The organism is Chryseobacterium piscicola, from assembly GCF_900156685.1.
Taxonomy (GTDB): Bacteria; Bacteroidota; Bacteroidia; order Flavobacteriales; family Weeksellaceae; genus Chryseobacterium; species Chryseobacterium piscicola.
The window spans coordinates 126,748-140,165 of sequence record NZ_FTOJ01000006.1; the positions used below are offsets into that span (position 1 = coordinate 126,748).

The window sequence follows — 13,418 nt, forward strand, 5'->3', positions numbered from 1 at the left end:
TTTAAAACGTTTTGCAAATTTGCGTAATTATATATGATTTACCACAAAATTGACAAAAGATTTTCAAGTTTAAAAACCTGTTTGATTAATCTGCAAAAAGAGTTTTATTTGTCTCTTATATATTTTGAATTTCTAAAAACTCTTTCACAACGGCAGCAAAATCTGTAGGATTATCTGCCTGAACCCAATGAGCTGCGTTTTTTATTACGACAACTTTCGCTTTCGGAAATTGCTGTTTTATGGCAAACTCATCTTGCGGAAGAATATAATTAGATTTTTCTCCAGCTATAAACAAGGTTTCGCCTTCAAAAACTCCAAATTTAATTGCGTTGGAAACAAATTGATTGTATTTTTCTGAAAGTGTCTTTAGATTAAACCTCCAATTAAGCTTTTTTGATTCTCCTGATTCTTCCCAATATAAATTTTTTGCCAAAAACTGAATAGTAGACTTTTCTGGAATATATTGATTTAAAACAGATTCTACTTCGTTTCTAGATTTCATCTTTTCAAAATCTACTGTTTCCAAAGCTTTGATGATACCTTGGTGATGTGGAGGATACGCTTTTGGTGCAATATCTACAACGATTAGTTTTTCAATCTTTTCAGGATAATTTAATGCAAATTGCATCACGGCTTTTCCACCTAAGGAATGCCCCAAAACGTGAGCTTTTTCTATTCTGTGCTGGTTCATATAGTTGGCAATATCGTCTGCCAAGTCATCATGAGACATATTTTCAGAATGAAAACTTCTACCATGATTTCTAAGATCAATCAAATGAACTGGTAAAAATTCTCCCAGCTCTTTCCCGAAACTTCCCCAGTTGTCTAGCATTCCAAATAAACCGTGGAATACTAAAAGCGGTGTAGACGAAAGATTTTCGCCAAATATTTTTGAATGTAAGATTTCCATTTTTTAGTTATTAGATTGAAGAAATGAGGTTTCAGATTATTTATTTACCACTTTGCCAATCTTTTCAAATAAGCCTGAACTGTATTTTCCATTCCCATATACAATGCTTCAGAAACCAAAGCATGACCAATTGAAACTTCTAGTAAATTCGGGATATTGTCTGCGAAATATTTTAGATTTTCTAAACTTAAATCGTGCCCTGCATTGATTCCCAAATCAAATTCATTGGCAACTACTGCTGTATCGTAATAAGGTTTGATTGCCAACTCTTTGTTTTGCAAATAATCTTTAGCATAGGCTTCTGTGTACAGTTCGATTCTGTCTGCGCCTGTTTTTGCTGCATATTCTACCAATTCTGGCGTTGGGTCAAGGAAAACAGACGTTCTGATTCCTGCATTTTTAAATTCAGCAATAATTTCTGTAAGAAAATCTAGGTGCTTTTTTGTATCCCAACCAGCATTGGAAGTTATAGCATCATCTGCATCTGGAACCAAAGTAACCTGTTCTGGTTTTACATATAAAACCATATCGATAAAATCTCTGTGAGGGTTTCCTTCAATGTTAAATTCTGTGTGAACCAAAGGTTTCAAATCATACACATCTTTTCTAGTGATATGTCTTTCGTCTGGTCTTGGATGTATGGTAATTCCGTGGGCACCAAATTCCTGAATTTTCACTGCAGCTTCGGTTACGCTGGGAGTTTCTCCTCCTCTAGCATTACGTAAAGTTGCAATTTTATTAATGTTTACACTTAACTTTGTCATGATTTTGTTGGATGATGGATGTAGAAGCTGTACCGTAATTGATGCCTCTGAAATTCATCATTTTTTTAAAATTTATATTTAAACTTATTATTTATAATTATTTTGGCAACCCAATTTGCATAATCTGCAAATCAAATTCTTTGGAAGCTACTAAAAGATGATCAAAAATATCAGCTTGAATCTGTTCAAATCTTTCCCATCTAGAATCATTGGCAAAACAATACACTTCCATAGGAAGACCTTGAGTAGTGATTTCTAACTGACGAACTATTATAGGGCTTTCTTTATCAATTTCAGAATCATTTTCTAGATATTTCTGAGCATAGTACCTGAATACGCCTATATTTGTCAACTGTCTACCATTGATAATCTTATCTTTATGCTCTATATTTTCTTTTTCCAGGTTGATTTCTGAAGTTTTTTCGTTTAAGTAGTCTGAAATAAGATTGATATCTTTCAATCTTTCAATGTCCTCATTATTCAAAAATTTGAATGAATTGATATTAAAGGAAATTGATTTTTTGATTCTTCGTGTATTCGATTCAGACATGACTTGAATATTTTTGATTTCTGTAGTCAACAAGTCATACGTAGGAATAGAAGAGATTGTTTTATCAAAATTAGAAATCTTTGTTGTCAGCAAACTGATATCTAAAATATTGCCTTCAATATTATATTTAGGAACCCCAATCCAGTCGCCAACTTTCAAACTTTTTGAAGTAGCAACGTGAATTCCAGTTACAAAACCTAAAATTGTATCCCTAAAAACCAAAACCAAAACCGCAGTTATTGCCCCTAAACTTCCTACAATCGTAGTTCCTTTAATCCCGAAAACTACACAGATACTTACGATGGTAAAAACAAAGATACCTAAAATTTTTACCGTTTCTGAAATAGCATTGATTGCCATTATTTTGTAGTAATCTTGTTTGATGGTAAAATAACTCCTAAAACCTGTTAAAGAACGGTATAACATCCCCGCAAGAATTAAAACCAATCCTAAATTTACAGCTCTGTGAATGAAAATACTTGTCTTAGAAAGTGCACCCACAAAAATTGATTCATGCAAAGAACCGATAGTTGCCAATGCTATGAAGTGAGCAACAGAATTGGTAATTTTAGACTGATAAACAGATTTTAAGATAGGGAATTTATTCTCATTACGAAAAAATTTGAAAGTATAATTGATAATGATTTTAAAAATAAAATCAAGCAACAGAAAAACACCAATAAGCAATGCCATTTTCACAATAATATGAAAAACCCAATCGAGCCCGGCTGGAGAAACTTTGCTTATATAAATATAGAGTTGCTCACTTAATTCCTGAAAAAAACTTTTGGTGTCTTTTATTTCATCTTTCATTATCTACAAAACTACGAAATTAAAAAAAATCTTTCAAACCCTTACTACAGCGGGTAAATTAACACTATTTAAATAAATTATTTGAATTTAATTTAAAATTATATTATATTTAATAAATAATTCATAATAAATTTTTAATTTAGCAATACTAATCCATAAAACTATACAAAATGAGAAAATTCAACTTATTATTGATTTTAATTCTTATTTTATCACTTGGCTCCTGCCGATCAGATTCGGAAACCTCAGAAAATCCAACAGCAATCTCTGTGCAAAACGGTAAAGTAAGCGGAAAAATCACTTCACAAAATGGTTCAAAATCTATTGGTGGAGCTACAGTTTTTACTTTTGATGACAAGTATAAAATCTTCCACACAACATCAGACGCAGATGGAAATTTTGTTTTGGAAGCTCCCGAAGGAAACCATACCATCTACATTCAGACCGGAAACGGAAGTAATTTCCGTACAGAGGCTGTGGCAAATATTAAAGCCAATCAAACTATAAATCTTGATCTTACGCAAACCAAATTGACGCAGGTTGCAAAGATTGCTTATGTGAAAGGTACTTTTGATAAAATTGAAGATATTATTCAGACGTTGGGATATACTGCTACAGAAATTACCAATACAGATTTGGCGAATCTTACTACTTTAGCTCAATACGACATTGTATTTTTAAACTGTGGATCAAGAAAATTCTCTCAATTTGCTAATCTTTACCCCGTGATTGAAAATAATCTTGCGGTTTTCGTGGCCAATGGTGGAAGTATTTATGCTTCAGATTGGGACGTAGCTTATCTTCTTGGCGGTAATGACAATACCAATAATTGTAATCTCCCAGGAGGATTTATTCCGGATTCCAAATTATGTTCTAAAAATATTGGAACTTCAGGGCTAGTTCCGGGTACGGTAAGCAATGCTTCTCTTGCAACAGCTTTAGGCTTCAATACATTGAATCTTGATTTTGATTTGGGATCTTGGCAAAAAATCACCAATTACGACGCAAATTACTGGGAGGTTTTAGTAAAAGAAACAGCCACCAACGACCCATTGATGATTAGAACCAATCATTTCACAGACAACAGTTTACCAAATATTCCTATCGGAAATGCTCCGAATTTAAATTTTGTAACGGTTTGCATTACGCTTTCAAACAATGTCCAAATCAGTGTGTCTGTTCCGCAGATTGCTGTTCCTGCGTTATTGGCTTTGGGAGCAACATTAGGATCTTGTTCGGGTTCTGGAAATAGTGGATATATCTATTACACAGCTTTTCACAATCATGCTTCAGGAAATATTGGAAGTGCTGCCGGAATTCTTCAGTATGTAATTTTAAATCTTTAAAAAAATCGGCTTAGAAATTGATACACAAAAGTGGCTTTAGAAAGCTGCTTTTTTTATTAAATTAAAATTATGGATTACACTTTCATTGTTTTATTAAGCATTGTTTTGCTTATTTTAGGAATTGTAGGAACAATTCTACCAATTTTACCAGGACTTGTTTTAAGCCTCGCAGGACTTTTAATTTACAAATATGGAGCAGAGGCAGATTTGTCGATGATTTACATTTGGGCATTCGTTATTTTAACGGTTGCATCGGTCATTTTAAGCTACGCAATTCCCGCAAAAACGACTCAAAAATACGGAGGAACACGTTGGGGAAGTATTGGTTCAGTTATAGGTACAATTATTGGGATGTTTATACCTATTCCGCTTGGTTTTCTTGTAGGAATGTTTGCCGGAGTCTTCATCGGCGAACTTTTACACGACAGCAGAGACATGAAAAAAGCTTTAAAATCAACAAAAGGAGCATTTATCGGTTTCATTTACGGCACCGGATTTAGTTTTGTAGTTGGTGTGGCAATGTTTTTAGTTGTAATTTTGGATCTCACTAATGTTATATAAAAAAATGTTTTACAAATCAATCATCCTTAGTCTGGGATTTTTAAGTTTAATCAACTGCAAATCTCAAAAAGCAAAATCCGACACCGTTAAAGTTGAAACAAACGAAATAGGTGCGGTAAATACCACAACGAAAGAAAGTGAAATAGTCTATTTAAAAGAAGGTGAAAATAAATTCCTGAAAGAATACCAGATGAATGTAACCTTCAAAGAAATCTCAGAAGACAGCCGTTGCCCGAAAGATGTGCAATGTATTTGGAGCGGCGTTGCGGTAGCAAAAGTTGAGGTAATGGGAACTACTACCCGACCAATGACTTTAAACATTGCAAGCATAGAAAACAAAAGCAAAAATTACCACAAATCAGCTGATTTCAATGGTTACACAATTTCTTTGGCCAATGTTACTCCATATCCAGATTCATCGTCCAACTCAAAGTTGATGAAAGGAAATTACAAAATTGGAATTATCATTAAAAAAGCAGGAGAAAATTCTACCACAAAATAGGTTTTTTCCCTTTTGAAACTAAAAATTCATTGATCTTAGAGAAAGGTCTGCTTCCGTAAAAACCTCTGTAAACAGAAAATGGCGACGGATGTGCAGATTTCAGAATAAAATGTTTAGCCGGATTAATTAATTCGGCTTTTTTTTGTGCAAAAGCGCCCCACAAAACAAAAACTACATTTTCCTTTTTATCTGAAATTTCTTTGATGATATAATTGGTGAATGTTTCCCAACCCAAATCTTTATGCGAATTCGGGGAATGTGCACGAACCGTTAAAGTTGCATTCAGCATTAAAACACCTTGTTTCCCCCAGTCATCGAGTTCTTTTGCGGTTCTTTCGATTCCCAGATCGTCTTTTAATTCCTTGAAAATATTTTTAAGTGAAGGTGGAGCAACAACTTGCTCTGAAACCGAAAAACACAAACCATTAGCCTGAAAATCATTATGATAAGGATCTTGACCGATAATTACCACTTCAACCTCATCAAAAGGCGTTATTTCCAACGCTCTGAAAATTTGCTCTTTAGGTGGAAAAACTTTTGTGGTTGCGTATTCTTGTTTTACTTTTTCCCAAAGACAACTATAGTAAGATGTTTCTTTTATCGGGGCTAAAATTTCGGTCCAAGTCATGGTGTTAATTTGAAAATTAGAGATATATTTCAAATCTCATTAATCTTTTTTTAAAGCTATAAACTAAATTATCCGGAAACCCTTCATCTTCTCTCCCGTCTTCCAAAACGAATCCAGTTTTTAAGAGCAAACCTTTAGAATTTTCATTAAATTTATTGGTCATAGCTACAATTTCCTGCAAATGTAAATCATTAAAGCCAAAATTTAAAACTGCTTTTAAAGCTTCAGACATAATTCCCTGATGATGAAACTCGGGTAATAATTCGTAACCAACCTCTGCCGTTTTTCTGTCTTCTGTAAAATTATAAAGACAAATAGTACCAATTAAATTCTGTTGATTTTTAAGCGAAATTCCAAAGTAAAAAGATTCATTATTCATCGTTCGTTCTTTGATCATCAGAATAAACTGTAATGCATCGTAATTGTTTTTGGGTGCATTTCTAATTACATATTTGTTGGTAATTTCATTGCTGCGGATCTTCAGAATATCTTCAACATGATTTTCGCTGAGAGGTTTCAGATGGAGTCTTTCGGTTTCAAGTTTCATAATTCAAATGTAATTAAATGATTTCAGATTTGAGATTTGAGATTATAGCACATTTTCAAATTTTAAAATTAAACACATATTCAAATTAAATTCTCATTTTCAAATTAATTATCTTTGCACTGTGTATATAAATAAAGAAGATTTAGACGAACTGGAGTTTCCGCAGCTGCTTGCCGAGATTGCTCCTTTTGCATATTCTCACAAAACGCGAGAAAAAATTCTTGAACTTCGTCCGATGAAGATTGACGAAGCCGAAATTTCATTAAAAAAGACTTCGGAATATCTTTCAAGTTTTGAAAGTTCTAATGCGATTCCTTTTGATGAATATGAAGACATTGAGAACGAATTAAAACTCATGCTAATTGAAAACTATCGGCTAGAAAATGTTGCTTTCATTAAAATAAAAACGCTTACCGAACAAATCGGTAAACTGCAAAAATTTTTCCCCACAATGCCCGAAACGTTTCCTAATTTAATTGAGGATGTTTCTGCTTTGGAATTCAAGAAAGAAATTATTGATAAAGTTGATAAAGTTTTCAACCGCTTTGGCGAAGTAAAAAATGAAGCTTCTCCTATTTTAAAAGTACTGAGAACAGAAATTCAGCACGCCAAAAAAGCTATTACAGAAAATTTCAACAGAGCGTTATTCAACTATAATCAAAGTGAATTTCTGGATGATATTAAAGAGACCATCATTGATGACCAAAGGGTTTTGGCAGTAAAATCTGCATACAAGAAAAGAGTTGTAGGAAGAGTTTTAGGACTTTCAAAAACGGGTTCTATCACGTATATGCAACCAGATTCTGTGGTGAAGCATTATTTTAAACTTAAAGAAAGCGAAGAGGAAGAAAAAAAGGAAATCGACAAAATTCTGAGAAAACTGACTGCAGAATTAGCAGAATATCAGCCTCAGCTTTGGAAGTACCAGATGTATATTTTTGATCTTGATCTTACGAGAGCCAAATCAAAATTTGCTGAACAGATAAAAGGTGTTTTACCGAAAATAAACCGTCATAAAACATTAAGATTAAAAGATGCTTTCCATCCTCTATTGTTTTTGAGAAATAAGATTGAAAATAAAACCATTTACCCTCAAACATTAGCTTTAACCGAACACAACAGAATCATCTGTATTTCCGGGCCAAATGCGGGTGGAAAATCAATTACTTTAAAAACTGTAGGATTGCTTCAATTGATGATTCAGAGTGGTATTTTGGTACCTACGCATCCGAAATCTGAGATGTTTTTCTTTGATAAAATCATGACGGATATTGGCGACAATCAATCCATAGAAAATCATCTTTCTACCTATTCTTCAAGACTAAAGAAAATGGGTGGTATAATACGTGAAGCTGATGGAGAAACACTTTTACTGATTGATGAATTTGGTACAGGTTCAGATCCTGAGCTGGGTGGGGCTTTGGCAGAGAGTTTCTTAGAATTTTTCTATGACAAGAAAAGTTTTGCGATCATCACAACACATTACACCAATATAAAACTGGTTGTAGAACAGCTTCCGAACGCAGAAAATGCGGCTATGCTCTTCAACGAAGAAACTTTGGAGCCCATGTACAAACTGGAAGTAGGTTCGGCCGGAAGTTCTTTTACCTTTGAAGTTGCAGAGAAAAACAAAATCCCACGATTTATAATTCATTCTGCGAAGAAAAAAGTGGAGCATGATATTGTAAATTTAGATAAAACCATTGTAAAACTTCAGCAGGAAAAATATGAAGTTGAAAAACTGAAAACAGACCTTGCCGAAAGAAAAGAATCGGTGGAAGATAAACGGGATAATCTGCAAAAATTGAATGAACAGCTGCAGCAAAAACTGTTTAATTTTCAGAAATTATATGAGGATGAACATCGTAAACTTCAGTTTGGAAGCAAGATTGAAGGCTTTATCGACGGTTATGTAAAAGGCAGATCTAGGAAAGATGTGGTAAAAGATTTTGTGAAGATTCTGGAACAGGAAAAATTCAGAAAAATAGGAGCTGATAAGGATGAAAGCAAACGACTTCAGGTGGTGAAAAGAAAAATTACACAGCAACTGAAGAAAGAAGATGTCATCGAAAAAATCACTGAAACCAACGAAAAAATTGAGGAAAAACGTAAAACAGACCGTGATCTTTGGATGAAAATAGGACAACGTGTGAGAATTACCGGTAGTACGAGTGTGGGAACCATTGAAAAAATTTCTAGAAATAAAGTGACGGTGAATTACGGAACGTTCAAAACGCTGATTGATGCAGATGAATTAGAAAGAATTTAAGAAAAATTAATGGAAGCAACTCATCAAATAAATTCTAAAGATTATGTAAAACTGATGTTTTCTCTTGCCTATAGAAAACCTGTTTTCATATTTTTATTTCTTTCTGGTTTTTTTCTAGTCTTCAAGCTGATAGATTCAATTGCGACAGGGAAATTCATGTATTTGGAGTTATCAACACGGTATTTTATCGTCATGATGATCATCTATATTTTCATCATTAGTCCCTTGATGTTATTTATTAGATTCAGAAATGCATTTAAAACCAATAAAGGTATTGGAGAAAAGGTAACAACAACGATCACAAGTGAGTCTATTAAACATAGTGCAGAATCTTATATCTCAGAAATTGAGTGGAATGTTATTCATAAAATCAGGGAATTAAAAAGTTGGTTTTTATTCTACCACAACAATATTTCATTTGGTTTTCTTCCTAAAAAAGATCTTTCTGAAGAACAGATTTTAGAGTTGAGAACTTTGATCGGAAATAGCGGCGTGAAAGCAAAGCTTTTGAAAAGTTAAAAATAAATTGAGAGCATCTGAATAGGTGCTCTTTTGTTTAAAAGTTTATTACATGATTATTAATTAAAAAATTCTGTGGATTTTTTACAAAAAACACTGATTCCGGCGATTATTTTTTCACTTTTAACTTCATTATCTCAAGGATTAAATTATAAAAAATTTAAGTTTAGGCTTTCTATTTATTTTTCCGTTGATGCATTATTTTATATATGAATTAAGGTTGAAAAGCAAATATCTATTTGTACTAATTTCGGATTTTACAACTTTCCATCTGGATTATCACAGTTAGTTTCTCTGTGGTTTTGAAATTAATTGCCATTGTTGCTTGTTTTTAAAAGGAAAAACTCAATGTATAAAATTAAGTGATACAATTTAAAACATTTATCCAAGCGCAAACTAAAAAAGGATTTCTGATCTGTAATCATCAATATCATGATGTTTTGGAGATTTCTCATGATAATTTCTTACTTTCTTACGGATATTTGAGAATAATTAAAGATTTAAGAGAATTGCAAAGATTTAATTACCTCCCGAAAAATATTTAATTTATATCTTTGAAAATAAATATTCTTCCCAATGACTTTTATCAACAAAGCAGTTTTATCTTTATTCAGTATATTTTCTTTCAGTTTAATTGATGCTCAAAATAAACTTCCTTTCGGGGTAGTAAAAGCGCAGGAAGGCTATGCGATGGTGCGTGTACATAAGGAAGATTATCGCAAGATTGTTGATAAAATAAGAATGAAAAAAGGCGATGTTTTCGTTTACGTAAAACCTGCTCCCGGAGAAACAGAATGGATTTGGATAAAATATCCAGAAAAAACAGACGATGAGAAGCCATTTGTAAGGTACGACAGTCTTACCAAAGAAGGAATGGTAAACAAAGACCGTATAGCCTTTATCGATCAGCTTCCGAAATTCACGCCTTCAAAATCTAAAAACGGAAGATCATTAATTTTTATTGATAATTCTAACGAAAAAATTCCTACTGCGCAGCGTACAAAAGTGGTAATCGACATCTACCCTTCCAACGCAAGTTTTAAAAAGCAGGAAAAAGATGACGATGGAAATATCATTAAAATTGATAAATCTAAACCATGGGGCATCGGTAAAACCTTACCTGAAGGTCTAACAGAAGTAAAATCTATCCGTGTGCAGCAACCAGGAAGAGGTACCGTATTTGTACGTGAGGCCATTAAAAATTTATTTGATCCAACCACCGATTTCGAAAACGTGGGCGTAACAGCAATGGATGCAGATCATATTTATGTATACATGATCAACGGCTCGGGCGAGAACCGATACACCACTTTCTGGACAATAAAAGAAGGAAAAGTGATGAGTCAGATTATTTACAAAAATCCTGAGTAAACTGAGGAACTTTTCCATCATTCAGATAATTAATTGGTTAAGCACTTTTAAGAGCCTATTAAAATTTTCACCAAAATTAAAGGATATAGTTTTGATGAAATTTTCAAGCATTTTTCAGCTTTTAAGGATGGCAAAACAAAACAAAAAAATTAAAATTTGATTTCTGATTAAATTTTTAAACATTCTCTAAGAATCAGTAAAATTAATTGAATCATATAACAAATTATTTTATCTCATTATAAAATAAAAATACTATAACCCGTTTGTTATCAGCAACTTAATTTACTAAATGATTGAAATTTTTATAAATTATTTTGAAAATATTTAATCATCATTGAATCAAACTTTATTACAAGTTTATTTGTACTTTTGCGACCGGAAAATCTCATCAAATGATTTTCTAGAACTAGGTTTTGCTTAGCCGCAAATGAAAAGGGAATCGTGTGAAAATCACGAACTGTCGCGCAACTGTATAGTAACCGAAGTCTTTATAAAAACCACTGTACATAAGGTATGGGAAGGTATAAAGATGTTACAAGTCAGGAGACCTGCCTATTTCTTTAGACAAAAACTTTCGCGATTTGAAGTTTATTGATCAGTAGTAATTTCAGAAATCCCAATTTCTGAATAATTCTGTTTGTTTCAATAGAGTTCATTTTTCGTATAATTTATAATGAAATATGACAACAGAAGAAAGAATTCAATCCTCAGAAACCCGAATTTTCAAAGCCGTTTTCCCCAACACAACCAATCATTACGATACACTTTTTGGTGGAACTGCAATGCAGCTGATGGATGAAGTTGCCTTTATTACAGCAACAAGGTTCGCAAGAAAACGTGTAGTAACCGTAAGCAGCGATAAAATTGATTTTAAGAAACCAATTCCTGCAGGCACAATCGTGGAGCTTATTGGGAAAGTTTCCTACGTTGGAAAAACCAGCATGAAAGTAAATGTAGAAATCTATACCGAACAGATGTATTCTTACGAAAGAGAAAAAGCAATTGTAGGCGATTTTACTTTTGTAGCCATTGATGAGTTGAAAAAACCAATTCAAATTTTATAATAAGTGTAGCGGCAGACTTTAGATGCCGCTCACTACTTTTATTTTTTACTATTTCGGCAAGCGGAAATCTTTATTTTATTCTGATCGTCAGCAATTCGTGTATAATTGAAAAGTCTTTGTGTTTTTTGCTCAGCTTGCACTCTTGCGAGTCTTAAAAACGGGCGGTAGTTTAAAAAAACCTTATGAACTTTGATTTAAAAATTGGCATTGTGATTACTTTACGAACAATCAATTTTTATCTCAAAACTTTCTCAGAATCTAAATTTAAATTCATCAAATAATGAAAAGCTTCGCTCATCTCATCTGAAGCTCTACAGATGGCGTTTTCTAATATTTTTCTTACCTGAGCCTCTGTTACTTTAGCTTCTGTCCAGCTTTTGCCAGAGGTGTGAGAATTAAGAATGAATGGCATAATTCTGTCTATGGCGCAAGCAAAAATAGCATCCGGAGTTTGCTCTTCCTCAAATTCCAACCAAAGATTAAAAAAATCTGAACGGATGGGTTCATCTAAAATTCCGAAAATCTTCTGAGCAGACAATTTTTCTCTTTCAAATTTCCCTAGCATTGCAACTTCATCAAAAATAAAAGTATCACCCGCTTCAATCTCTACCAAATCGTGGATTGAAAGCATTCTCAGTACTCTCAAAAGATCAATATCTGTGTTGTTTTTTGCATAAGGAAATAGAATTTGGGCTAAAATAATAATCTGCCAAGAATGTTCTGCAGTATTTTCTCTTCTAGAGTCATCTGCGTTATAATTTCTTCTTTGAACGTTTTTCAAAGCATCAACTGCGATAATAAAATCTATTTCTTTTTGAATTTTCATACTTCAAATTTAAGAATTCAAATTTAAGAGTGAGTTTTATTTTACCACAAAAGCTACAAAGGAAATGATTGAGGAAAGAAATTAAAAGTTTTCAAAAGTAAATCCTCAATTTATTAGTTACTATTTAATAAAAACACAATCTTTTTATGATCTGAATTGGCTATACAAACAAATTCAAGATCAAAAAACGGCAATATTTTTATAGATTATTCAAAATTCCATTAAATACAATTGAAATTATTAAATTGATTATCAGTCATTTAAATCAAAAATAAAAATAATTTCACTACTTTGTATTGCATATTACCATTTTTATTACATATCTTTGTAATGTAAAATCGGAAGAGGTTCAACTAGCTAGGAGCTGAAACCGAAAATTATAACCAATTAATTAAAACCTTATTAAGAATGAATACCGAAAATACCAAAGCGCAAATGCGAAAAGGGATTCTGGAATTCTGTATTTTGAGCCTCATTAATAACCGCGAAATGTATGTTTCTGATTTGATAGATGAGCTGAAAAAAGGAAAACTAGATGTAGTAGAAGGAACCCTCTATCCTCTTTTAACAAGATTAAAAAACGGAGAATTTCTCTCATACAGATGGGAAGAATCTACAGGAGGACCACCCAGAAAGTATTATCAAATCACAGAAAAAGGCAAAATGTTTTTATCTGATCTACAAATAACCTGGAAAGAATTAACAGACTCTGTAAACCAAATTACTCAAAAACTTTAAAAACAAAAGC

14 protein-coding genes and 1 riboswitch are annotated in these 13,418 nt (G+C 32.7%); of the genes, 8 read left to right on the forward strand and 6 right to left on the reverse strand.

The window, feature by feature from the left end; translation table 11 throughout:
• Nucleotides 1–115: 115 nt before the first annotated feature.
• The 3 genes from BW939_RS10595 to BW939_RS10605 form a co-directional block, all read right to left on the reverse strand.
• Nucleotides 116–910, reverse strand: coding sequence for an alpha/beta fold hydrolase (locus tag BW939_RS10595; protein WP_076452004.1), 795 nt, complete (start codon nucleotides 908–910; stop codon nucleotides 116–118).
• 44 nt (nucleotides 911–954) lie between these two features.
• The gene (locus BW939_RS10600) at nucleotides 955–1,674 is read right to left on the reverse strand and encodes a pyridoxine 5'-phosphate synthase (RefSeq protein ID WP_076452005.1); all 720 of its coding nucleotides are present in this window, start codon (nucleotides 1,672–1,674) and stop codon (nucleotides 955–957) included.
• A gap of 97 nt (nucleotides 1,675–1,771) precedes the next feature.
• On the reverse strand, nucleotides 1,772–3,037 hold the full coding sequence (locus tag BW939_RS10605) for a mechanosensitive ion channel family protein (protein WP_076452006.1): 1,266 nt from the start codon (nucleotides 3,035–3,037) through the stop codon (nucleotides 1,772–1,774).
• Nucleotides 3,038–3,207: 170 nt separating this feature from the next.
• Between BW939_RS10605 and BW939_RS10610 the strand changes: the two genes are divergently transcribed.
• From BW939_RS10610 to BW939_RS10620, 3 genes are all read left to right on the forward strand, one after another.
• Entirely contained in the window at nucleotides 3,208–4,383 is a 1,176-nt protein-coding gene (locus BW939_RS10610) for a peptidase associated/transthyretin-like domain-containing protein (RefSeq protein WP_076452007.1), read from the forward strand.
• A 69-nt stretch (nucleotides 4,384–4,452) separates the two neighbouring features.
• The gene (locus BW939_RS10615) at nucleotides 4,453–4,944 is read left to right on the forward strand and encodes a DUF456 domain-containing protein (RefSeq protein ID WP_076452008.1); all 492 of its coding nucleotides are present in this window, start codon (nucleotides 4,453–4,455) and stop codon (nucleotides 4,942–4,944) included.
• Nucleotides 4,945–4,948: 4 nt separating this feature from the next.
• Entirely contained in the window at nucleotides 4,949–5,446 is a 498-nt protein-coding gene (locus BW939_RS10620; RefSeq protein WP_076452069.1) for a hypothetical protein, read from the forward strand.
• Here the strand turns inward: BW939_RS10620 and BW939_RS10625 are convergent.
• A complete protein-coding gene (locus BW939_RS10625) occupies nucleotides 5,433–6,074 on the reverse strand; it encodes a uracil-DNA glycosylase (RefSeq protein ID WP_076452009.1) in 642 nt (213 codons plus the stop codon). The genes BW939_RS10620 and BW939_RS10625 overlap by 14 nt on opposite strands.
• A 16-nt stretch (nucleotides 6,075–6,090) precedes the next feature.
• Nucleotides 6,091–6,621 carry a GNAT family N-acetyltransferase gene (locus BW939_RS10630; protein WP_076452010.1) on the reverse strand — a complete coding sequence of 177 codons (531 nt, stop codon included), beginning with the start codon at nucleotides 6,619–6,621 and terminating at the stop codon, nucleotides 6,091–6,093.
• A 121-nt stretch (nucleotides 6,622–6,742) separates the two neighbouring features.
• Between BW939_RS10630 and BW939_RS10635 the strand changes: the two genes are divergently transcribed.
• The 4 genes from BW939_RS10635 to BW939_RS10650 all read left to right on the forward strand — a co-directional run bounded on the left by BW939_RS10635 (nucleotide 6,743) and on the right by BW939_RS10650 (nucleotide 11,844).
• Nucleotides 6,743–8,890 carry an endonuclease MutS2 gene (locus BW939_RS10635; protein ID WP_076452011.1) on the forward strand — a complete coding sequence of 716 codons (2,148 nt, stop codon included), beginning with the start codon at nucleotides 6,743–6,745 and terminating at the stop codon, nucleotides 8,888–8,890.
• Between the two features lie 9 nt (nucleotides 8,891–8,899).
• Nucleotides 8,900–9,409, forward strand: a complete 510-nt coding sequence (locus tag BW939_RS10640; RefSeq protein ID WP_076452012.1) for a YcxB family protein — start codon at nucleotides 8,900–8,902, stop codon at nucleotides 9,407–9,409.
• A gap of 576 nt (nucleotides 9,410–9,985) precedes the next feature.
• Nucleotides 9,986–10,780 (forward strand): hypothetical protein, encoded by a 795-nt coding sequence (locus BW939_RS10645; RefSeq protein ID WP_076452013.1) that lies wholly within the window; start codon nucleotides 9,986–9,988, stop codon nucleotides 10,778–10,780.
• A gap of 391 nt (nucleotides 10,781–11,171) precedes the next feature.
• Nucleotides 11,172–11,350: riboswitch (cobalamin riboswitch) on the forward strand.
• 110 nt (nucleotides 11,351–11,460) lie between these two features.
• On the forward strand, nucleotides 11,461–11,844 hold the full coding sequence (locus tag BW939_RS10650) for an acyl-CoA thioesterase (protein WP_076452014.1): 384 nt from the start codon (nucleotides 11,461–11,463) through the stop codon (nucleotides 11,842–11,844).
• A gap of 235 nt (nucleotides 11,845–12,079) precedes the next feature.
• Here the strand turns inward: BW939_RS10650 and BW939_RS10655 are convergent, their stop codons facing one another.
• Complete coding sequence (locus tag BW939_RS10655) at nucleotides 12,080–12,670, reverse strand: HD domain-containing protein (protein ID WP_076452015.1); 591 nt, start codon at nucleotides 12,668–12,670, stop codon at nucleotides 12,080–12,082.
• A 408-nt stretch (nucleotides 12,671–13,078) separates the two neighbouring features.
• On the opposite strand from BW939_RS10655, the gene BW939_RS10660 reads away from it, so the two are divergent.
• Nucleotides 13,079–13,408 (forward strand): PadR family transcriptional regulator, encoded by a 330-nt coding sequence (locus BW939_RS10660; RefSeq protein ID WP_076452016.1) that lies wholly within the window; start codon nucleotides 13,079–13,081, stop codon nucleotides 13,406–13,408.
• Nucleotides 13,409–13,418 lie beyond the last annotated feature (10 nt).